This window comes from Shimia isoporae (assembly GCF_004346865.1).
GTDB classification, from domain to species: domain Bacteria; phylum Pseudomonadota; class Alphaproteobacteria; order Rhodobacterales; family Rhodobacteraceae; genus Shimia; species Shimia isoporae.
Window position 1 is genome coordinate 254964 of sequence record NZ_SMGR01000003.1, and the last position, 22849, is coordinate 277812.

The following is a 22849-nucleotide window of genomic DNA, read 5'->3' on the forward strand; positions in this document are numbered from 1 at the left end:
GTTTACCCCCGTAACTCGCCGCCGGTGGCCTTTGTGACCTTCTCGACGATTTTCGCAGCAACCGCTTCGATGTCCGCTTCCTTGAGAGTCTTTTCCGTGGGCTGCAAACGCACGGTAATGGCCAGAGACTTCTTACCCTCGCCAAGGCTGCCGCCGATGAACTCGTCAAAAACGCGCACGTCCTCAATCAGAGCCTTATCAGAACCAGCGGCGGCATTGACCAGTGTCAGCGCCTCGACGTCGGCATCAACGACAAAAGCAAAGTCACGCTCGACGGCCTGCAAGTCCGCCTTGGTGACAGCTCCCTTGGATGCCGATTTCTTGCGAGGCAAAGGAATTTCTTCGGGATAAAGCGTAAAGGCAACTGCCGGCCCTTTGACGTTTAGCGCATCCAGTACCTTGGGGTGGACTTCACCGAAAACGCCAAGAACTTTCTTGGGACCAAGGCAGATGCGGCCATGCCGGCCCGGGTGCCACCAAGCGTCGCCGCCACGCTGGATCATCACCTTTGCAGGTGCACCGATGGCGGCGAGAACAGCTTCGGCGTCAGCCTTTGCGTCGTAGAGATCGACGCCACGGCTTTCGCCATGAACGTCCTTGCCAACAGTCTTGCCCACCAAGAGGCCGCCAACCTGCATGTGCTGTTCGCCCGGTTCGCCGCCGTGAAAGGCCGCGCCACATTCAAACAACGCCATATCCATATATCCGCGCGCCTGATTGCGCGCTGCTGCCTGCAGCAAACCCGGCAACAGGTCAGGGCGCATATGGCTCATCTCGCTGGAAATCGGGTTTTCCAGCATAGTGGCGTCACTGCCACCGCCGAACAATTCTGCCGCCGCCTTATCGATAAAGCTATAGGTCACACACTCGTTGTAACCGAGAGAAGCAGTGGTGCGGCGCGCGATCTGTTCGCGTTTTTGCATCGGCGACAGGATTTGTGCCGGAACACCCGCAGAGCTACGCGGCATCGGCTTGCCTTCCAGTTTGGTCAAAGACGCAACACGGGCCACTTCTTCCACCAAATCCGCCTCGCCACGCACATCTGGACGCCAACTTGGAACCTGTGCCATGTCGCCATCGATCACAAAGCCGAGCGCCGTCAACGTTTCCCGTTGCGTCTCAGCAGGGATTTCCATTCCTACGAGAGACTGGACACGATCGGTGTCCAGCTTGTAGGCCCGCGATACATCCGGAACAGTGCCAGCAGTCACGATATCGGAAGCCTCGCCACCGCACAGATCTATAATCATCTGCGTCGCATCATCCATAGCCTGCATGTTGTAAGCCGGATCAATGCCACGCTCGTTGCGATAGCGAGCGTCCGAGTTGATCTTCAGACCCCGCCCTGTGTAGGCAATCTGAATGTGATCCCAAACGGCTGCTTCAAGGAAAACGTTTGTTGTTTCCGCAGTACATCCCGTCGCCAGACCACCCATAATGCCACCGATGGACTCGACACCTTCATCGTCACTGATGATAACCATTCCTTCGGAGAAAGAGTACTCTTTCTCGTCCAGACCAACGAGCGTCTCGCCACCTTTCGCGCGATGGATGCGCAGGTTACCTTTGACCTTGTCTGCATCAAACACGTGTAGCGGACGGTTGCGGTCAAAGGTGAAGAAGTTGGTAATATCCACCAGCGCAGAAATCGGACGCAATCCAATGGCGGTCAGGCGGTCTTGAAGCCACTGCGGAGACGGGCCGTTTTTGACACCCTTGATAAGGCGTCCGGCAAAAACCTCACACCCGTCACTAGCTGCATCCTCGTCAATCGTTACGGTAATAGAGCTTTCAAACTTACCGTCGATCGAAGCCGTTTTGGCAGGCTTCATCTTTCCCAGCCCGCGCGCTGCCAAGTCAAGCGCAATGCCCCGCACACCCAATGCGTCGGGCCGGTTCGGCGTGATCGCAATCTCGATCATCGTATCCACTTTGGCCGGGTCATTTTCTGCCAGCCAATCCACGAACCTGTCACCGACTTCGCCAGAAGGAAGCTCGATGATGCCGTCATGCTCGTCTGACAGTTCAAGCTCTTTCTCGGAGGCCATCATGCCGTGGCTTTCGACGCCGCGGATATTGCCGACCTTAATCGTCAGATCGAGCCCCGGAATGTACATACCTGGCTTGCAAACCACGACGGTGATGCCTTCACGGGCGTTCGGCGCACCGCAAATAATCTGCTTCTCGCCTTCATCGGTTGCCACCTGACAAACTCGCAGCTTGTCTGCGTCGGGATGTTTTTCCGCCTTGGTCACCTTACCCAGAGTAAAGTCCGCGAGACGATCTGCAGGGTTCACGACATCCTCAACCTCAAGGCCAAGGTCAGTCAGTGCCTCACAAATTTCGTCAACGCTTGCAGTGGTGTCCAGGTGGTCTTTCAGCCAGGAAAGAGTGAATTTCATCGCGCCGTTCCGCCAGTCAAAAAAGGGTCAGTGAGGGCAATAGCGGATTAGCGCCAAGGGGGAAAGAGCGCATTCTTCCCGTTGTCATCTATCTACCCGGTTCAATGCGTGTTTTGCGAATTCCGCAACTTGACGCATAGTAAGCTAGGGATGAAGGGGAGAATTGCCATGGCCGCCAAGGATAACGGTGTAAAAACCGCCTACTTCGTGATTGCCGATATTTCCGGATACACAAAATTCATGTCTCAGACGCCGATCGAACACGCAAAGGGCATCCTTGAATCGCTGTTCGGAAATCTTGTGCCCGCGATCCGCTCGCCGCTCGAGGTTTCCGGCCTTCAGGGCGACGCGGTCTTTGCTTATGCGTTCGAAAGCGACGTGATGACAAAGCAGTTCATCCTCGACTTTGCAGAACAACTCTACTGTGTGTTTGCACGCGCAAAAGAGAAAATGATGCTCAATACTACCTGCCCCTGCGATGCCTGCGCACACATCGAAGATCTCGAGCTCAAGATCGTAGTACATCATGGCGAATGCGTAATTCAGGAAACCGGCGATCGCAAAGAGCTTGCCGGTCAGGACGTGATCACCGCGTTTCGCCTTTTGAAAAATTCCGTCAAGGAACGCACTGGCATGAATGCCTACACGCTGATTTCCTGTGATGCGCTGCGATCTATGGGCATGAAAGATTATTTCGACGAAAGCGAGTTTCACTCAGAAGAAATCGAGCACATTGGTGAAATCGAATACGTGGTGCGTGACATGCGCAGTGCATGGCAGCGCCGACGTCACACCGAGCGCACATTCGTCACCAACAACGACGACCTGTTGATTGAAGAATGGCTGATCCCGCTACCGGTTAGCCCCGAAATCGCTTTCATGATCGCCACTCGCCCTGACCTACGAGCCGAATGGATCGGAGCCGACAAAGTCGACATTCTGAACGCTAACAAAGGTAAGATTGAGCCGGGTACGACATATCATTGCTATCATGGAGACGACCTATTCCCGTTCGAGATCCTCGACTGGAACCCCGGCGAATACGTTACCGGGCGCTTCAATATGCCAATGGGCTTGTCGATGCTCGAAACCGTTGAACTCAATGAAATGGGTGACGGCACCATGGTCAAGCTCCGCTATACAAAACCAAAGTCACCGAAGCTGATGGGTAAATTGATGGCCGGAATGGTCGCAAAGAAAGTGCGCGGCATCATCGACCCGGACAAGGAAAACCGCATCAAAAAAATGACGGCCTTGGGGAAGAAGCTTGCCAGTGAAACAGTGCCTGCCTAGGCATCAATCGTCATTATTTCGCGCTACCGTTCAAGTCAGCGGCAAACCAACGTAGCTGGAAAAGCAACGGTCCGAGAGGAATGGATGTCTCTTTTCTCCGACAGAAGCGCCGCAGCCTCTGACGCCAAAGCTTCTACCGGCAGGTCGATTGTTGTGACGCCCTTTCCGATCCACGCGTAGAGCAACGCATCCCCGTAGCCAACAAAAGCAACCGGATTGTCTACCTTGTGTCCGCCGCTCAAGATCGCTTGCAGGGCACCGTTTGAAATTTCCACGCCGCCACAGACGACTGCCGACGCTTTGCCGACCTCAAGCAGCGCCTCCATTTGCCGCTGCCCCATCTCCGCCGATGGGGGCGCTGTTCGGACAAGCTCGGCGCTTGCATCAAGTCCTGCCTCCACCAATCCAACCTTGAAAGCCGTCAACCGCGAGCGCCCGGAGGACAGCTCTTTGTCGGCCCCGATATATGCGATTTGCTTGTGCCCCAAATTGGCCAGATGCCTAACCGCAGCTGTAATGGCGGCAGAGTCATCGACCAAAATGGCATCGACTGGCTCTCCTAAATCTGCCTGTCGAATGAGTTGAATGACGCGCATCTCCTTAAGGCGAGCAAAGGAATATGGGCGATCGCCAGGCGCTGGCACCATGACCACGCCTTGCGCCTGAATTTCCTGAAGACGTTCGATCGCTTTTGCTTCGGCATGAATATCATCGCCGGTGAGGTGAATGATCAATTGAAGCGACTCTGCCTCACAGGCCAGCGCCAACGTATTGGCAAACCGGGCGTAAAACTCGTTTACAATATTAGGGAGCAGCAATCCGACAATGCGCGTACCATCTCCCCGCATTGCTTTGGCCGCGGCGCTTTTTACGTAGCCCATTTCACGAGCACGCTTCTGCACCATCTCCCTTGTTTCTTTCAAAACGTTGGGATGATTGGACAGCGCTCGGGACACAGTCATGTGCGAAATACCAAGGTCCTTGGCAATAGATTTTATGGTCACACGCTCGGCCAATGAGTCTCTTTCTTTTTGCGATGGTCTATCATTTCCCGCGGATCGAGTCTTGACAGTTTGTCGAGATAATCTATTCATGTTCACGTGAACATGGCAAGGAGGACCATCTCACATGGACGATCTGCACGCCCGCTGCGCGATGTTGATGGAAGACCTGAACCTGGCGGACCGACAGGACATCTCAAAGGTCACCGCCTTAACAGGCGGCGTGGCTTCAGACATCGCAAAAGTGGACGTAAATGGTCGCAGCTTTGTTGTGAAGTTTGCTCTGGCCAAACTCAAGGTGGCCGAAGATTGGCGCGCACCTGTTCATCGGAACGCAGCAGAATACGCCTGGCTCCAAGTTGCCGCCGACGTCAGCCCAAATTCAGCAGTACGCCTCTTTGGACGCTCGGAACAGGACCATGGATTTGCCATGGAATTCCTGACTGGAGACGACGTTTTCCTTTGGAAGGATGCACTTCTATCTCAGATTCCTACGCAAGAGGAAGCTAGGCTGGTCGGGGACTTGTTAGGCCGAATTCATTCTGCTTCCGCGATGCTGGGATTTGACGCCGCCGCCTTCCAAAACATCGATGATTTCCGGGCATTGCGCATCGAACCCTACCTATCTTTCACAGCAGGAAAACACACCAACATTGCGGCGCATCTCAATTCCCTCGCGGACATGCTTTACGACAGCAACCATGTTTTGGTGCATGGCGATGTCAGCCCAAAGAACATAGTTTTTCGCGCATCAGGCCCTGTTCTGCTCGACGCAGAATGCGCCACTATGGGCGATGCTTCGTTTGATCCGTCATTCTGCCTAAACCACCTTGTTCTGAAGGCAATCCACCTTCCGGATATGCGGTCATCCCTGCTTGATGAGGTTGCTGCGTTCTGGGCGGCCTATCGCCCGCATGTGACCTGGGAAACCCAGAATACGCTCGAGAGCCGCATTTGCCATCTTTTGCCTGCCCTCATGCTGGCTCGCGTGGATGGGAAATCCCCTGTCGAATACCTCACGGTTCCGGAGCAGGATCTTGTGCGTCAGATCGCAATTGAACTCATCACCAAGCCGTCTGACACACTGGACCGATTCACCTGGCGGCTGTCTCAAATGCTAAAGGAAAACAACGCGTGAGCATCATTTCATCTGTAAAAGGCCGTCGGGTATGGGATTCACGCGGCCACCCAACGGTCGAGGTCGACGTGATCCTGAACAACGGCGCGTTTGGTCGCGCCATTGCGCCGGCAGGAGCTTCACGCGGCACCCGCGAGGCAATCGATTTACGCGATGGCGGCAATGCTCTGCGTGGCAAAGATGTTTCTCAGGCACTGCAAAGCGTGAATGGCCCAATAGCCAAAGCACTTGTTGGCCGCGATGTTTCGGATCAGGCAGGGGCAGATGCTGCCATGCTTGCGCTCGACCCTTCTCCTCTCAAAGAAACACTGGGAGGAAACGCCACTGTGGCCACGTCACTCGCTGTATTGCACGCGGCGGCCTCTGACGTGCAAAAACCTCTATGGCAGCATGTTTCAGACCACTACAGCACCAAGCCTTCGCTACCATTGCCCGAGATCCAGATATTCGGCGGCGGTGCACACGCCGGGCGCCGTGTCGACATCCAGGATTTCATGATCATGGTTCCGGGCGCCTCCACATTTAACGAGGTCATGGAAATAACCAACGAAGTCTACTTCGCGGCAGGCGACATCATGGCACGCAAAGGCAAACTCGCTGGCGTCGCAGATGAAGGCGGATGGTGGCCGATGTTTGACAGCAACGAAGAGGCACTGGAAACTCTGGTCGCGGCCATTGAAAAAGCTGGCGAAAAGCCTGGAGAACGGGTGGTGATCTCACTCGATATAGCAGCGTCCGAATTCGGAAAAAACGGCACCTACCGCCTCGCGTTGGACGACCGTAGCATGGATAGCGCGGCTTTGATTGACATGTTGGGCGGATGGCTGGATGCCTACCCCATCGCCTCAATCGAAGATCCGGTTGGCGAAGATGATGTACAAGGCATGGTCGAATTTACCCGCCGATTTGGGGAACAGGTCCAGATCATCGGCGATGATTATCTCGTCACCAACGCTGACCTTGTCAAAGAGGCAGCGCATGTCGGCGCATGCAACGCCGTGCTGGTCAAGGTCAACCAAGCCGGAACTGTAAGCGAAAGCATTGACACCTTCAAAGCCGCAACCGCGCAGGGATGGGGAGCAGTCGTTTCAGCCCGCTCGGGAGAAACCGAAGACACCTCGATCAGCCACCTGTCAACTGGGCTTGGAGGCGGACAACTCAAGGTGGGCTCGTTCACCCGGTCCGAGCGCATGGTGAAATGGAACGAATGCCTACGAATTCAGGATGTTCTAGGGGAGCAGAGCTTTGTCGGCGGCGCACCTCTTGCAAACACCTGGTGGGGCAATACTCAAAAGGAAAAATCATGAAAATTATGCGTTATGGCGACCGTTACGGTTCCAAAATCCCCTGCGTGATTGATGCCGATGGTGTCGCACGAGATGTGTCATCCGTTGTTGCCGACTTCAATCCCAGAACGCTCGCCGATGGTGCGCTGGACAAAGTACGCGCCGTGGACACGGCCTCCCTGCCGGTTGCAGACGTAAAGGGCAAACGACTGGCGCCGCCGGTGGCGCAACCATTCAACATCTGGTGTGTTGGACTGAACTATTCCGACCACGCCGCTGAAGCGGGCATGGACATCCCCGAAGAGCCGATCCTGTTCAACAAAGCTACCGGCACCTACTGCGGGCCCAACGACGACATCCTTTACAGCCCGAAGATGACCAAACTCGACTGGGAAGTCGAGTTGGGCATCGTGATCGGCAAACCGGCTCTGAACATCGACAAGGCGGACGCGATGGATCACATTGCGGGATTTGTTTTGGTAAACGACATTTCCGAACGCGCGTGGCAATTGGAACGCTCTGGCCAGTGGGTTAAGGGCAAGAGCTTTCCCAATTTCTGCCCCACTGGCCCGGTGTTGGTGACACCCGACGAGATAGGAGACGTCAACAATCTCGGAATGTGGCTGGACGTGAACGGCGAACGTATGCAGACCGGCAACACCGGCACGATGATTTTCGACGTCGAAACCATCGTCTCATACATGTCCGAATTTACCAGACTGGAACCCGGCGATCTGATCTGCACCGGGACGCCTCCCGGTGTTGGCGCGGGAATGTCGCCCCAAGTCTGGCTGAAGCAGGGCGACAAGGTCACTCTTGGTATTGACGGGCTTGGCACGCAAACCCAGACCGTTGTCGATCTGTGAGGGCCAAGCAATGAACACTCTGGATCTGACCGGAAAACGTGCTGTGATAACAGGAGGCGCGCGCGGCATGGGATTTGCCTTTGCCCAGCGCTTTCTGGACAGCGGCGCGTCAGTCTCCCTGTGGGATATTTCTGCTGACACGTTGCACACGGCAAAATCTGCGCTTGCAACCAAGGGCACTGTCGATGCGCAGACTGTGAATGTTGCGGACTACGACAGCGTCGAGAAGGGCGCCGCAGCCACGGCCGAGGCACTTGGCGGCATAGATATCCTTGTGAACGCGGCGGGGATTGCGGGGATCAATACACCATTGACCGAATACCCACTCGACACCTGGAACGCGGTAATGGACGTGAACCTGAACGGCATCTTTCACACCTGCCGCGCCGTTGTGCCCTACATGCAAAGCAATGACTATGGTCGCGTCGTCAACATTGCCTCCATGGCGGGCAAAGATGGAAACCCGAATGCTTCGGCCTACTCCGTGTCCAAGGCGGGTGTCATTGGCCTCACCAAAAGCCTCGGCAAGGAACTCGCGACCACCGGCATCCGCGTTAACGTCATCTGTCCGGCTGTGATCAAGACCGAGATGCTGGCGGATGTGACCGAAGAGCAAATCGGCTACATGTTGTCCAAAATTCCAATGGGCCGCATGGGCACTGTCGAAGAAATCGCCGCCATGGTCGGCTGGATGTGCTCGGAAGAATGTTCGTACTCCACCGGTGCAGTGTTTGATCTCTCCGGTGGACGCGCAACTTACTAAAGACAATGCCCCGGCGAATATCAACGCCGGGGGTTTTCACCTGATGCGGTCAAACTTCCGGCAGATCCACGTCATCCATAGCGCGCTTCAACTCGTCTATGTCGCTCTCGTTTTTACTCAACAACGCCTGCGTGCGCTGCCGAGCCAAAGCAGGGTCGCGATCGCGGATCGCCTCGGCAATCCACAGATGATCGGGAATATTGCGGATGAAGCCTTCGTTTGCGTGCGTAAACAGGCTGAAGTTACTCAGCAGCAACCGCTCGATCGCCTGAGCAAGCGACCGCAGAAGCGGATTTCCGGATGCCGCCAACAGCACCTTGTGGAACTCAGTATCCCAATGCACGGAAAGTGCCGCATCGTGGGTGTTGGCCACCATCTGTTCGTAACACTCAAACAGGCGCAATATCTGTGTCGAACTTGCCCGCTTCGCGGCAAGAGCGGCCGCTTCGGGTTCGATGATCTGACGCAGCTCGGACAGCGCCTGAATCAGCCCTTCATTGGTCGATGTCTCCGCAATCATCCAATCGATTACTTGCGGATCCAACAAACTCCAGTCTTCAGGCGGCCGAACGCTGGTGCCTTTCTTGCGCGCGGACACAACAAGGTTTTTGCCGGCCAGCGTCTTGACGGCCTCGCGAACCGCATTGCGGCTTGCGCCGAACTCATCGATCAAATCTTGCTCAAACAATACCGACTCTACCGGCACCATCTGGCCAGACACAATCCGACGACCCAGCGTCTCAACGATCTGTTGGGTAATATTGGGTTTCTGCTTGGGGTGCGCGGGGTCTGTCATAGTCAAATCGTTACATGCTCCAAAATAAACTCTGGGTCGAGAGGCAACTCTCTAGGCCGCCAAAAACGAATGCCAGCGCCCTTGTCGTCAAATCCATCCACCGTTCACCGGAAAGACGCCCGATGTACACATACGGGAGTCGTCAGCCAGCAGGAAAGCCGCCAAATTGGCCACGTCTTCAGCCTCAATGAAATCCGGAAGGCACTGACTTTCGAATACCTGGGCTTCAAGTTCGGGCGTCAGCCACAGCTGCACTTGCCGCTCCGTTTTTACGAACCCAGGCGTAATACAGTTCACGCGAATCCGGCTTGGCCCGAGTTCGCGAGCCAATCCATTGGTCAACCCCTCAATCGCGGATTTGGCAGAGACATAAGCCGACAAGCGATCGATCCCGACTCGCCAGCTCATCGACCCCATATTTACAATACTGCCTCCGCCCGCGGTCTTCATCCCCTGTGCGACGGCTTGCGCAGCGAAAAACTGGTGGTCCAGGTTTACGCTCAAGGCCTTGCGCCAACTCTCCGGCGTAACTTCCGAGATTTCATGCCGGGTGTCATTCGCCGCGTTGTTCACAAGTCCGGTAAACGGACCCGTTTCGTCAACAATATCTGCTATCGCACTTTTGAAAGCATCGATGTCAGTGATGTCGCAGCGACCAAATACAGGCGTATGTCGGACACCTTGTTGGGACAGCGCCTTGACCAAGCCACAACCGGCATTTTCGTCAATGTCCACAAAGCCGACTTTGGCACCACAGGCGCTCAGCCGCGCGACGATACTGGCTCCGATACCGCTGCCGCCTCCGGTAACCAGAACCGCCCGATCCATCAGGCTAGGGTAATTCGCACCCGCGTGTTTGGTCGTAATCACTCTGGCCTCCTGTGGACAAGTCAGCCTCAGCAGTCGGCCAACCCATTCTCGCAAAGCTCACATTTCAAATCCCACTTGTCAATTCTTAAATACTACTTGAAAATACCACAAATCCTACTTAGCGTCATTCAAGATGGGATTCGCCTCAGGCCGATCCTGTCGGGACAACCGGCGCACTGGAGAGGAAGAGGAGCCTCACTGCCTTTGCGACCAGACATCGAAACGGGAGGAGAAATTCATGACCATCACACTTAAGACCGCGCTGCGCTCGACATGCGTTGCAGCCTCAATCGCCGGCCTTGGCGCGTTCGCGGCGCATGCCGAGCCTAAAACAAACATGATGCACCAGTGGGCTCAGGGCTCTGAAGCGGCGGCGATAGCTAAGCTGGGCGAGATGTTCGAAGCCGCCGGTGGCACTTGGGAGCAAACGGCAATCTCCGGTCACACTTCAAACACACTGGCCAAACTGCGCTCAGACGTCGTTGCAGGAAACGCGCCTGCCGCGGTTCAATTGAAAGGCCCCGAAATTGCAGAGTGGAACGCCACAGGCGCAACCGCAAATCTGGATGAAACCGCGGCAGCACAGGGCTGGGACGACGTCGTTGCCCCCGAACTGCTTACCGTGATGAAACCCACCGGTAGCTGGGTTGCGGCTCCGATGAACATCCACCGCGTCAACTGGCTCTATTCGTCGCGCACCATCCTCGACGAACTTGGCATCGATGTTCCGAAAACCTGGGACGAGTTCAACGCGGCATGCGACAAAATTCAGGCAGCTGGCAAAATCTGTATCGCCCACGGCGCCGCGGATTGGTCTGACACAACCACTTTTGACAGTGTCGTCTACGGCATGGATCAGGAGCTTTACCGCAAGGCCTTTCAGGAAGCTGACTTGGATGCACTTCGCTCGGACGGCATGATCGCGGCCTTTGCGCAATTGCGCAAAATGGTTGGCTATATGGATGACGGGATAAATGGGCGCTCCTGGGAACAGTCGATGACCATGACGATGACCGGCGAAGCTGCCTTCTTCCTGATGGGTGACTGGACGGTGGCCTCCGCAAACCTCGCAGGCTTCTCCGAAGACAAAGATTACTATTGCACCCAGACGCCCGTTGATTGGGGCGGCAACGGCTTTATCCTGAACTCGGACTCCGTCGTGTTCTTTAAGCAAAAAGACGCGGACTATGTTGAAGGCCAGAAGTTGTTGGCAGAGATCATCATGTCTCCGGACTTTCAGTCGACATTCAATGTCGCCAAGGGCTCTATCCCTGCGCGAACTGATGTGGACCTGTCGGTAGGCGGGTTCACCAAATGTCAGCAACAAGGTCTGGAAGACCTGAAAGCGTCCGTGTCAGAGGGAACTCTTGTGCGGTCCATGGCCCACAACATGACTGTTCTACAGAAGTACCGCGGCGCCATGATGGAAGTAATCACAGAGTTCGTGGCCGATGACAGCATCTCTGCTGAAGAGGCCGCAAACCAACTTGCTGACGCAGTCGAGCTGCAAATGTAACCTCCGTGCTGTCCCGACCTGCAAACGCGGGTCGGGGCGCATTTCAACGCCAGCAGGCAAGAGGTAACGCCGTGCCTTCCCCTTCGGATACATCGTCAAAACAGGGTTGGACCCGCAGGCTGTCTGATCTGACGCCCCAGATGGTCCTTATCCCCACGATCTTTGTGGCATTTGTCTACGTCGTCGGGTTTTCGCTTTGGACATTCTGGATTTCCCTGTCCAATTCCACGCTACTACCCGACCCCACCTTTCACGGGTTTGAGCACTACGCCAAATTGTGGGGCAGCAAACGCTGGACGGTGGCCTATCAGAACCTGTTTATCTTTGGCACACTCTACGTGCTCGGAACGCTTTTGATCGGTACGTTGCTTGCAGTGCTTATCGACCAGCGGGTCAAGTTTGAATCTGTCTGGCGCACGATCTACCTATATCCTCTCGCGATTTCATTCATCGTAACCGGCACGGTTTGGCGCTGGATCTTCCATCCGAACACAGGTGTTGAACTTGCACTTCACGATCTTGGCTGGCTGTCGGCAAAATTCGACTGGATCACAGACCGAGACCTGGCTCTCTACGTCGTCGTTATCACCGGAATTTGGCATGCGTCCGGTTTCGCCATGGCACTCATTCTGGCTGGCCTGCGCTCCGTTGACGGCGACTTGGTGAAGGCTGCACAGATCGACGGCGCTTCCATGCCGCGGATCTACCGCAAAGTGGTGTTGCCCACGATCTGGCCGATTTTCATCGCGGTTACGGTCGTGCTGCTGCAATTCGCTATCAAAACCTACGACCTCGTGGTCGCTCTGACCCAAGGCGGTCCGGGCGTCGCCACCACGGTTCCCGCAATTGTCGTCTATGATCTGATGTTCCAGCGGGGGCAGATTGCTCAAGGTGCAGCTGCAGCCGTCATGATCCTTGTCGCACTCGCAATGGTCCTTGTTCCCTATGGCGTCTGGACCGTCTGGCAAAAACGCAAGGAGGGCGCTCATCATGGGTAACGCCGCCACACATCAGGAATTCGACCCGCTTGCCACAGGCGGCACACGTCGTCGCATCACGTCAAAAGGCATCGTCTATGGCGCGCTCGGCGTGTTTGCCCTGATCTATATCGCGCCGCTTCTGATCATCTTACTGAATACCCTGCGCCCGCTCGAGGACATCGTCCGGACCGGCTTCATTTCACTCCCATCGGCGGACACGATGTCCCTGAAATACTGGGCCGAGGCGTGGGGTAGCTTTTGTATCGGCGGCACCTGCGAGGGCGTGTCCCGTTTTTACAAAAACTCGTTGATGATGACGATACCCGCGACCGTTCTCTCCACCATGTTCGGCCTTCTGAACGGCTACATCCTGTCCAAATGGCGTTTCAAATACGACGGGTTAATCTTTGGCCTCATCACTCTGGGCGTGTTCATGCCCCAACAGATGACCCTGCTTCCATGGGCTTTTGTGCTGGGCAAACTTGGACTTTCCAACACTATCGCCGGGCTGGTTTTTGTGCACACCGTGCAAGGCATCTCCTTCACGACGCTGTTTTGCCGCAACTACTTTGTTTCAATCCCCGATGACCTCATCAAGGCGGCCCGGATAGACGGCGCAGGCTTTTGGCGGATCTTCCGCCGGATCATCCTTCCGCTGTCCCCACCTATCGTGATTGTCACAGTCATCTGGCAATTTACCGGCATCTGGAACGAATTCCTGTTCGGCACGGTTTTTACATCCGGCAGCAACCAACCCATCACATCGGCCATCGTTGCATTCTCGGGCAGCGGCACAGGCGAACGGCATTACAACGTGGAAGCCGCCGCCGTGATCATGGCCGCCATCCCGCCGCTTCTGATCTATGTAGCGGGTGGAAAATACTTCGTGCGCGGTTTGACCCAAGGCGCGGTAAAATAGGAACGAAACATGTCGTCACTCACTATCAAAGACCTCCGCAAAAGCTACGGCAACGTCGAAGTCCTGACCGACATCAACCTCGAGGCTGAAAGCGGTGAATTCATCGCGCTGGTCGGCCCGTCCGGCTGCGGGAAATCCACGCTATTGAGCATCATTGCAGGGCTGGAAAGCGTCACCTCAGGCGAGGTCCGCATTGACGAACGAGTTGTCAATAACGACGCCCCTAAGGACCGCGATATTGCAATGGTGTTCCAGTCTTATGCGCTCTATCCGACCATGACCGTTCGAGAAAATATGACCTTCGGCATGGAATGCAGAAATGTCCCGAAATCCGAACAGAAAGAAACGGTCGAGCGCGTTGCTGATCTTTTACAGATCGGTCCGCTTCTAAATCGCAAACCCAGTCAGCTTTCTGGCGGCCAACGGCAGCGCGTTGCCATGGGGCGCGCCCTTGTCCGCGACCCCAAACTATTCCTGTTTGACGAACCACTGTCCAACCTGGATGCCAAGCTACGCATCGAGATGCGGTCCGAAATCAAAAAGCTGCATCAACGCGTTGGCAAGACCACAGTCTACGTGACGCATGACCAGGTGGAGGCGATGACCCTCGCGAGCCGCATCGCCGTGATGTTCAAGGGAGTCCTTCAGCAGTACGACACGCCAAAGGAAATCTACGAACGCCCTCGCAACAAATTCGTCGCCGGCTTCATGGGGTCTCCCACGATGAATTTTCTTGATGCCAAAGTGGTCAGCCACAACGGCGGTCTCGGCATCACAATTGACGGTGGAGACGGCAATACGCTGCCACTCCCCCAAGGCAAATTCGAAGTTCTGAAACCAGGGATGGCAGTCATCTTCGGCGTTCGCCCAGAGCACTTCAATCCGGTCCACGCCCATCGCGGAGACGCCTCCGCCCGCCTCAGGGTCTTGGTGGATATGGTTGAGCCGACGGGGTCTGAAACGATCCTTATGACTTCTGTAGCGGGCCAGGAAGTGGTCGCCAGCGTAGAGCCTGACGACGCCCCGCTGGAAGGTGAAGCCGTCGAGCTGGCCATCAACATGAGCAAAGTCTGCCTGTTCGATCCCACCACCGAATTGCGTCTGTGAGAAACCAATGAAACTCCGTTCTCAAAGCTGGTTCGACAACCCGGACAACCCGGACCTGACAGCAATCTATGTCGGTCACTACCTGAACTACGGTCTGACGCTGGACGAACTACAATCGGGCAAACCGATCATTGGTATCGCCCAAACAGGCAGCGATCTGGCGCCTTGCAACCGGCATCACATTGAACTCGCAAAACGGGTGCGTTCGGGCATCGAGGCCGCAGGCGGCGTTTGCATCGAATTTCCGGTGCATCCAATTCAGGAAAACGGCAAACGCCCCACCGCAGCGCTTGATCGTAATCTCAGCTATCTGAGCCTTGTTGAAAGCCTGTTCGGGTATCCTCTGGACGGAGTCGTGCTGACGATCGGCTGCGACAAGACGACCCCGGCCCTTCTAATGGGCGCTGCCACTGTCAACATCCCCGCAATTGCTCTATCCGTCGGACCCATGCTGAACGGCTGGCACAATGGCAAGCGGGCGGGAACCGGCGCAACGATTTGGGAAGCGCGAAAGCGGCTGGCCGCTGGCGAAATCGACTACCCCCAATTTATGGAGGCTTCCACCGCGTCCATCCCGTCTGTGGGATTTTGCAACACGATGGGTACAGCCAGCACCATGAATAGCCTCGCCGAAGCACTGGGCATGCAGCTTCCGGGCGCGGCCTCCATTCCGGCGCCGTATCGCGAACGCGGGCAAGTGGCTTATGAAACCGGGCGACGTATCGTCGAATTGGTCTGGGCCGATCTGAAACCCACCGATGTCATGACCAAGGGCGCTTTTGAAAACGCCATCGCGCTCAACTCAGCGATCGGGGGCAGCACAAATGCCCCAATTCACCTGAACGCCGTGGCAAAACATGTCGGAATCGAGTTGACCAATGACGACTGGCAACGCATCGGGCACGAGATCCCGCTTCTGGCAAACGTTCAACCCGCAGGGGACTATTTGGCGGAAGACTTCCACCGTGCAGGTGGCGTTCCGGCAATTATGAACCAACTTCTCGCAAACAGCAGCTTGCCCGATCCGAACGCCATAACGGTGACAGGTGAATCGGTTGGGGAGCTTTATGCGGACCGCGGGATATCCGACACAAATGTGATCCGAGACTTCGATGCCCCGTTGAAGCCCGCCGCAGGCTTCCTAAACCTGTCCGGAAATCTTTTCGACAGCGCGATTATGAAAACCTCGGTAATCAGCGCCGAATTCCGAAAGCGATATCTTTCAAATGCCAGTGACCCCGAAGCATTTGAGGCCCGGGCGATCGTCTTTGACGGCCCGGAGGACTATCATGCGCGCATCGACGATGATGCTCTGGCCATTGACGAGAACTGCATTCTGGTCATTCGCGGTGCGGGCCCTCTGGGCTATCCCGGCGGCGCCGAGGTGGTGAACATGCAACCGCCGGCGGCTCTGATCAAACGCGGCATTACCGAGTTGCCCACGCTTGGCGATGGTCGCCAATCCGGCACCTCTGGCAGCCCCTCGATACTGAACGCCAGTCCGGAAGCCGCGGCTGGAGGCAACCTAGCTATTCTGCAAACAGGTGACCTGATCCGCATCGATCTGCGCAACGCCCGCGTGAACGTGTTGATTGATGCAGCCGAAATTGCGGACCGCCGATCTTGCCTGGCGAAATCAGGCGGGTTCCCAACGCCGCCAAGTCAGACCCCTTGGCAGGAAATCCAACGCAGCCACGTGGAGCAATTTGCCCAAGGCATGACGTTGAAGCCTGCAGTCAAATACAAAAACGTGGCGCAAACCGCCCATCCGCGCGACAATCACTGACAGCCGGGTCAGTCAGTCGCCCAAAAACCGCAATTTGGAGAGGTGCCGGAATGTCATGTAACCGCCTTGAAGGAAAAATCGCCGTGGTAACGGCTGCCGCGCAGGGGATCGGTCGCGCCGTGGCCGAACGGCTCAAGTCCGAGGGCGCGTTTGTGCACGCATCAGATTTGAACGGCGCCTCGCTCAAAGAACTTTCGGGCATGGAAACCTCGGTGCTGGACGCGACTGATTTTGTGGCTGTTCAGGACTACTTCATGCGCTTTGACCGCGTCGACATCCTCGTGCACGCGGTCGGCTATGTGCATCAAGGGACGATTGAGGAATGCAGCCCGGACGACTGGCGGCGTTCCCAGTCCATAACTCTCGACAGCGCCTACAACGTGCTTGCCGCGGGCGTACCCAAAATGCGCTCCAATGGCGGCAGCATTATCACGATCGCTTCCGTCGCCAGTTCGCTAAAAGGTTTTCCCAAGCGTGTAGCTTATTGCGCGGCAAAAGGGGGGGTGATCGGCCTGACGAAGGCCGTCGCCGCTGACTACGTCGCCGAAGGCATCCGCTGCAACGCAGTGTGCCCGGGAACGGTGGACACGCCGAGCTTCAGAACCCGCATAGCGGAGCTTTCCCAAGAGTTCGGTAGCGAAGAAAAAGCATGGGAGTTCTTCAACCGCCGCCAGCCGTCGGGTCGATTGGGCACGGCAGACGAAGTCGCCGCCGCCGTGGCTTTCCTCGCTTCAGACGAGGCTTCGCTGTTCACAGGTCAGACTATCCACTCGGACGGTGGAATCACAATCTGACGACCGACAGCCGTCAGGGTCCTAAAACCGAAGCCTCAGTTTAACTCGGGCCACAGAACTGTTTCCGGATGGAACTGCGACCAGGCGAACCAGAAAGCTTCATGTGATCCAAGATCAGAACCGTCTGTGCCTGCTGCACGGATACCGCCGGCGTCCAACATCAGCTTGACGTTCTCGTAGGAGATTTCTTCGCCGGCACGAAGGGCGAGCAACGCAGCGCTGCGCTGAAATGCGACTGGAGTGCCGCTTTCGGTCAGAACTCCGATCACGTCCTCATGCACTGGCAACCGCGGGTCGACGTTGCCGACCGGAAAGATGGGTCCGTCTGCATCCCGGCCATTTCGGAAATCCGGATCACGCCCAAGCGCAAGGTACTCCGCCAAAACGGTTGTCTCCGGATGCGCGGCTTTCCAACTTCCCCAGTCCGAGGTCACCATGGTTGCCTGATCCAGTTGCACTCCGATTTCTGCAAGCGGTCCGGTAACGGCGTTTCCACGAAAAGTATCGAAGACCGAAGAGGTTACGAGGTCGTACATCACCTTGTTAGAGCGGATCAAAAGCCCTGATGTTCTCAGGATGGGCCGGTCGACTCCAGCAGGCATATTGTCGGTGAAATAGGCCTGGGCAGAACCGCAAAGCGTACAATAGGGAATTCCAAGTTGTCTGTCACCCAACGTGTCATTGACCATCTCGCGTACTTCCATGATGCGCCTTGGATACGCGCGAAACTCGCCATTCACTTCGACCCCAAAAATAATGTCATCGTCGTGCAACCAAGTTGCCTCTTCCGCCTTTGTCACGGCTGGATTATCCGCGGCGGGAATGCAGTTACACGCTTCGTCGGTTGTGTCATAGGCGCGATCGTCGATCAGGACGCCGCCCCAAGACACGAGCCGCCAATCGATGTCACCCTCGACAAAGATGTCGTCCCATCCGGGAATGATCCCGGTAAAAATGGCGCGCTTGGTCTTCAGATAGTCCGGCGGCGCCGGAATGTCCCATGCAATCAGCTGGTCCGTAACGCCGCCCCAATGCCCTTGCTCGCCCAAATCAACATCCAACAGGCGCTCGGATGCACCAACGAGTTGGGCGTTCAATTGGCCGTTGGTTATGAAACGCATCAGATCGCTTATGAGCCAAACCAGCCGCGGATCACCGGACTCCGCAACCTGTTGCAAGGCCGCCTGCTCCTCGGCCTCCCATCGTGCTTGCGAAACGCTCGTGACGAAGGCAGCTTCTACAGCGGCCCTCAACTCGGCCGGTAAATCGCCGTCCGGTATCGGTGGTGGTGTCCCGAATTGCTCAACGACATAGTCTGGCAACTCACGCGTCTGCGCTTCTGAAGGCATCGAAAGCAGCGAAACGAAAGCCACCGACAACACTGAAATGACTGTCAGAGTTATGACTTGAAAACACCCGTTGTTCTTTGCCTTACCCATGAAACCGGTCCCTTTGTTGTCCGGTACAAGACATCGCCTGAATCCGCCATCACATGCCAATCACAGTTGCATTAGAAAAATGACAGTCGGGAATGCCGCGAACCCGCCTTCACAAACCATCCAACTTTCCGGTCAAGTGCTGCGACGTCAGATGTAAACTTTGGTTATAAATCCGTTAATGCCCCTTTTCTTTTGGCTCTGAATGCTCACAACGGGGCGCAACGCCGCGACGACGGTGACATTCAAAAAACGGAAACACCACGGGACACCTCATGAAACGAAGCAATGATTTTGTGCGCCTTGCGGCGCGCGGCGGACGCTTGACCAAAGCAGGGGGCACAGTTGTCAGCATCGCGCCGTCGGTGATCGCAGGGGCGATGATAGCAAACGCCCCACAGGCGTCTGCCGACACGGTAACAACGACCCAAACAACGGCCTTTGTCACGTCGGATACAGGCGATCATACGATCGAGTCTGGTGGGTCCGTGCAAGTCGACCCTGTCGCAGGTGACGGTGCAGTGGTTCTGACTGCGCCGGACTATTCGGGCACACTCGCAAACCACGGGACGGTATCTGCCGCCAATGGCATTCTGGATGAGTATGCAGGCGTGGTCGTCGCAGGCGACCTGTCTGGTGCAATCAACAACGCGGGCTCGATCACGGCGGCGCAAGACGGAGGGGTTTTCCGCTACATTCGCGGCATCGAGGTACAACAGGACGTCTCTGGCACTATTCTGACCTCGGGATCGGTTCACGCAGAGCTTACAAACGCTGACTTCTACGGCGACGCGGTTGCGGTCGAGGTTCAAAACGTATCGGGCACCATCCGCAACGAAGGTAGCCTGAGCGTCTACGCGGAAGGCGAAGACATGATTGCGCGCGGGATCTACACTGAGGATGTTTCCGGCGAAATCGTGAACACCGGTACAATTTCGCTAACAGCCGAAGGAACTTTGGACGCAAGCGCTGACGGGATCGAAGCCGGTCACATCGGTGGGCAAGTGGTCAACTCCGGCGACATTCTGTTGACTGTCACGTCCGGGCATCGTGCTCAAGCCAATGACGGCATCGAGGTGCGCGACGTGTCCGGTCATCTGGAAAACAGTGGCACCATCACAGCTGTCATAGCGGCAGGTGTGGAAGGACGCGCAAGCGTGGACGGTATCGAAACGTCAACGATTACCGGTACATTTGTGAACTCAGGTCAGATTAGTTTGGACGTGACCGGCGGCTACACCGGCGCGGATGCAATCGACACCAGCGCCATCGAAGCAGGCGCCGAGTTCACCAACACTGCCGATCTGAGCTACACGAGTCAGGCGGGCTCTGAGTCACTTGGCAACGATAGCCTCGACCTCGGCGACATCCATGGCGACGCAATCAATCACGGAACCTTGTACGGGATGGCTACAGCCGAAGACCTGGCAAGCGCAGGGTCTATCGATTTTTATGACGTTACAGGGATGCTCACCAACACGGGCGACATCACTTTGATCGCACGCGCAGACTTCGGCGACGCCTTGGCTGAAGGTATTGCCGGTGATGATGTTGATGGCGTGTTGTCCAACAGCGGCACACTCGACATTCAATCCGAAGGGCTGGCCACAGCCGAGAGCTACGGCATCGCTGTGCGCGACATTAACGGAGTACTTTCCAATAGCGGGGATATGACCGTAGCAGCGACAGCTGGAGACTATGCCTTGGCTTCCGGACTGGACGTCTATGATATGAGCGGACATCTGGAAAATAGCGGCGCGATCACATCCCAGTCTACCGGTAGCTATGCTGATGCATTTGGGATAATTAGCGGCGCGCTACTAAGTGGCGGTACACTCGTCAACAGCGGCGACGTCACAGCGGTAGCGCATGCGACGAGCTCAGCTGTTATTCCCGAAATGCCCTTGCCGCCGGAAGTGGGCCTAGGAGCCTATGCTTCTGCTCTGGACTTGTGGGATATCGAGAGCGGTGCGCAGGCACTCAATACAGGCACCCTGTCCTCAAGCGCGACAGTGACCGGCAGCGGAATGGGTGAAGCTCTCGGCTTGTTTGCCGGTACTGTGGACGGAAACTTGAGGAACGAAGGCTCGGTTAACGTCAGCGTCTATGTGGATGCAGGTTTGGCGGGCAGCGCCGCAGTCGCAATTGACGGTGTGGGCGTCGCCGGATCTTTCGAAAACACAGGCAACCTGACTTCCAATGCGACCCTCGACACAGACGGATTTTTGAACGCAACTGGTATCAGCGTTACGGGAGCCTTCGGCCGTGTCTTGAACCACGGGAATATCTCGGCACTGTCAGGTTCGACCTCCGAGTCTGCTATCGGCGCCATTGCTTTGGGGATCGAAGCTTTTGATTTGGGCACGACTGGATACGTTGAAAATATGGGAGCGCTCAATGTCACCGCCAACAGCGGCGGCGGCTTCGCGACCGCCATCGGTATTGCCTCAAATCTCGCGGATGCGGGTAGCCAGATCATACACTCGGGAGCGATTTCCGTGACTGGCCAGGGTGCGAACTCACGCGCCTACGGTATTTTTGCCTCCCAAGCCAATGGCACGGTCACCGTGACCGGTGACATTTCGTCCGCCGCGGAGGATGAGGCTTATGCAGTCATGCTTCAAGACGGTGCGGGTCAACTCGAAATCGAGACAACAGCAACTCTGGATGGCCTGATCGGTGTCGGGCGGCACGACGTGACACTTACCCATGTGGGCGGCAACCAGATCTACTACTTTGAGGATACCGCGACTGCGGATGGAACTTTTGAAACTATTGTTGCTATTCCAAATGGGGCGTGGTTCTCAAAGGATACTGGTGGCGATGCGCCTGTTTACGCATCCTATGTCGCGCAGGGTCTGGCCCCAAACATGGACGAGAGCTTTGCCATTGCCGGGCTGACCGCGACTCTGGGGCGCCAATTGGATGGGCAGCAATCTCGACCCGAAGTCAGCCGCAATCAGACCAGCTTGTCCGCAGAGCGGCCGGTCTGGACCGGTCCCTCCCCCTATGCAGTGTTTACCACCAACCGCAGCAGAAACAGTGGCCTTCTCGACAGTCGGTTGCACAGCCTTTCAGTCGGTCTGACCGGAGAAACCGACACAGGGCTTCGGCTCGGTGCTGGGGTCAGTGTTCTGGAGAATGACGGCACCTATGATGGCAACGGCTTCGGAACGGATGGATATTTGCTGAGCGCCTTGGCCGCCAAGGATTTTGGCTGGGCTGACCTACATTTTGGCGTTGGCTTTGGTGGGTTCAATCACAACAGTTCGCGTCAGATCGGCAACTCGCCGGACGCAGTTTCCAATTACGACAGCACACTGTGGAACGTCCACTTGGGAATGCGACGCGACTACGATTTGCAGAATGGCATGATCTTTACGCCTGAGCTTTCATTGATTTACGGCGAACACGACCGCGAGGCCTACACCGAAACCGGAAGCCTCGCCAACGCCACCGTTGGCGCGCGTAACAGCAGCTTTGGCGAAGCCCGTTTGGGGACGGGTTTTGCATTGCCAACAAACAGCGGCTTCTGGCGCGCGTCCGTTTCGGCTGTGCATCGCGACGGCAATCGGCCCGGTGCGGTCAATGTGTCAATATTCGGTGATACCGTGACCTTCTCCACGCCCGGCTATGAATCAGAAACCTTTGGCGAGATTGCCTTGGGTTATGAAGCTGATTTTGGCAATGGCGGAACATTGCGCGTCGGGGCCATCAGCACCATTGGCGCTTCGACCGAAACCCAGGCGCTGGCAGCGTCCTACAAACTGGTTTTTTGAACACGTAGGCGCTGAAAGTGGCACATCGAGCACAACCCGTCGCAGGGCTGCCCAGGAGCCTTGAGCATACCGGGCGGGTTGTTGTTTATGCCGCCGCAATGGATGACATAAAGGACC

17 protein-coding genes are annotated in these 22849 nt (G+C 56.3%); 12 read left to right on the forward strand and 5 right to left on the reverse strand.

Annotated features, from left to right (window positions below; genetic code table 11):
- Positions 1–2 precede the first annotated feature (2 nt).
- On the reverse strand, positions 3–2402 hold the full coding sequence (gene pheT / locus BXY66_RS15615; protein ID WP_132861318.1) for a phenylalanine--tRNA ligase subunit beta: 2400 nt from the start codon (positions 2400–2402) through the stop codon (positions 3–5).
- Between the two features lie 168 nt (positions 2403–2570).
- Between pheT and BXY66_RS15620 the strand changes: the two genes are divergently transcribed.
- Complete coding sequence (locus BXY66_RS15620; RefSeq protein ID WP_165929207.1) at positions 2571–3695, forward strand: DUF2652 domain-containing protein; 1125 nt, start codon at positions 2571–2573, stop codon at positions 3693–3695.
- A gap of 35 nt (positions 3696–3730) precedes the next feature.
- Here the strand turns inward: BXY66_RS15620 and BXY66_RS15625 are convergent, their stop codons facing one another.
- Positions 3731–4711, reverse strand: coding sequence for a LacI family DNA-binding transcriptional regulator (locus tag BXY66_RS15625; protein WP_165929208.1), 981 nt, complete (start codon positions 4709–4711; stop codon positions 3731–3733).
- Between the two features lie 112 nt (positions 4712–4823).
- On the opposite strand from BXY66_RS15625, the gene BXY66_RS15630 reads away from it, so the two are divergent.
- Genes BXY66_RS15630 through BXY66_RS15645 form a run of 4 tightly spaced genes read left to right on the forward strand, consistent with a single transcriptional unit; the run spans position 4824 to position 8749 of the window.
- On the forward strand, positions 4824–5834 hold the full coding sequence (locus BXY66_RS15630) for a phosphotransferase family protein (protein WP_132861321.1): 1011 nt from the start codon (positions 4824–4826) through the stop codon (positions 5832–5834).
- Positions 5831–7141, forward strand: a complete 1311-nt coding sequence (gene eno, locus BXY66_RS15635) for a phosphopyruvate hydratase (RefSeq protein WP_132861322.1) — start codon at positions 5831–5833, stop codon at positions 7139–7141. The genes BXY66_RS15630 and eno overlap by 4 nt, the downstream gene beginning before the upstream one ends.
- Positions 7138–7986 (forward strand): fumarylacetoacetate hydrolase family protein, encoded by an 849-nt coding sequence (locus BXY66_RS15640; RefSeq protein ID WP_132861323.1) that lies wholly within the window; start codon positions 7138–7140, stop codon positions 7984–7986. The genes eno and BXY66_RS15640 overlap by 4 nt, the downstream gene beginning before the upstream one ends.
- Before the next feature lie 10 nt (positions 7987–7996).
- Positions 7997–8749, forward strand: a complete 753-nt coding sequence (locus BXY66_RS15645; RefSeq protein ID WP_132861324.1) for an SDR family NAD(P)-dependent oxidoreductase — start codon at positions 7997–7999, stop codon at positions 8747–8749.
- A gap of 49 nt (positions 8750–8798) precedes the next feature.
- Here the strand turns inward: BXY66_RS15645 and BXY66_RS15650 are convergent, their stop codons facing one another.
- Both BXY66_RS15650 and BXY66_RS15655 read right to left on the reverse strand, forming a co-directional pair.
- Positions 8799–9545: a FadR/GntR family transcriptional regulator gene (locus BXY66_RS15650; protein ID WP_132861325.1), complete on the reverse strand. Its 747-nt coding sequence runs from the start codon at positions 9543–9545 to the stop codon at positions 8799–8801.
- Positions 9546–9632: 87 nt separating this feature from the next.
- Positions 9633–10415, reverse strand: a complete 783-nt coding sequence (locus tag BXY66_RS15655) for an SDR family NAD(P)-dependent oxidoreductase (RefSeq protein WP_243694403.1) — start codon at positions 10413–10415, stop codon at positions 9633–9635.
- A gap of 238 nt (positions 10416–10653) precedes the next feature.
- On the opposite strand from BXY66_RS15655, the gene BXY66_RS15660 reads away from it, so the two are divergent.
- The 6 genes from BXY66_RS15660 (at position 10654) to BXY66_RS15685 (ending at position 17517) form a co-directional block, all read left to right on the forward strand.
- Positions 10654–11931, forward strand: coding sequence for an ABC transporter substrate-binding protein (locus tag BXY66_RS15660; protein WP_132861326.1), 1278 nt, complete (start codon positions 10654–10656; stop codon positions 11929–11931).
- A 140-nt stretch (positions 11932–12071) separates the two neighbouring features.
- A complete protein-coding gene (locus BXY66_RS15665) occupies positions 12072–12929 on the forward strand; it encodes a carbohydrate ABC transporter permease (protein WP_132861327.1) in 858 nt (285 codons plus the stop codon).
- Positions 12922–13830, forward strand: coding sequence for a carbohydrate ABC transporter permease (locus BXY66_RS15670; protein ID WP_132861328.1), 909 nt, complete (start codon positions 12922–12924; stop codon positions 13828–13830). The genes BXY66_RS15665 and BXY66_RS15670 overlap by 8 nt, the downstream gene beginning before the upstream one ends.
- 9 nt (positions 13831–13839) lie before the next feature.
- Complete coding sequence (locus BXY66_RS15675) at positions 13840–14937, forward strand: ABC transporter ATP-binding protein (protein ID WP_132861329.1); 1098 nt, start codon at positions 13840–13842, stop codon at positions 14935–14937.
- 7 nt (positions 14938–14944) lie between these two features.
- Positions 14945–16723, forward strand: coding sequence for an IlvD/Edd family dehydratase (locus BXY66_RS15680; RefSeq protein ID WP_132861330.1), 1779 nt, complete (start codon positions 14945–14947; stop codon positions 16721–16723).
- 50 nt (positions 16724–16773) lie between these two features.
- Entirely contained in the window at positions 16774–17517 is a 744-nt protein-coding gene (locus tag BXY66_RS15685) for an SDR family oxidoreductase (RefSeq protein ID WP_132861331.1), read from the forward strand.
- A 35-nt stretch (positions 17518–17552) separates the two neighbouring features.
- Here BXY66_RS15685 and BXY66_RS15690 read toward each other — a convergent pair whose 3' ends face one another.
- Positions 17553–18956, reverse strand: a complete 1404-nt coding sequence (locus tag BXY66_RS15690; RefSeq protein WP_132861332.1) for a DUF3179 domain-containing (seleno)protein — start codon at positions 18954–18956, stop codon at positions 17553–17555.
- 272 nt (positions 18957–19228) lie between these two features.
- On the opposite strand from BXY66_RS15690, the gene BXY66_RS15695 reads away from it, so the two are divergent.
- Positions 19229–22732, forward strand: coding sequence for an autotransporter outer membrane beta-barrel domain-containing protein (locus BXY66_RS15695; RefSeq protein WP_132861333.1), 3504 nt, complete (start codon positions 19229–19231; stop codon positions 22730–22732).
- Positions 22733–22849 lie beyond the last annotated feature (117 nt).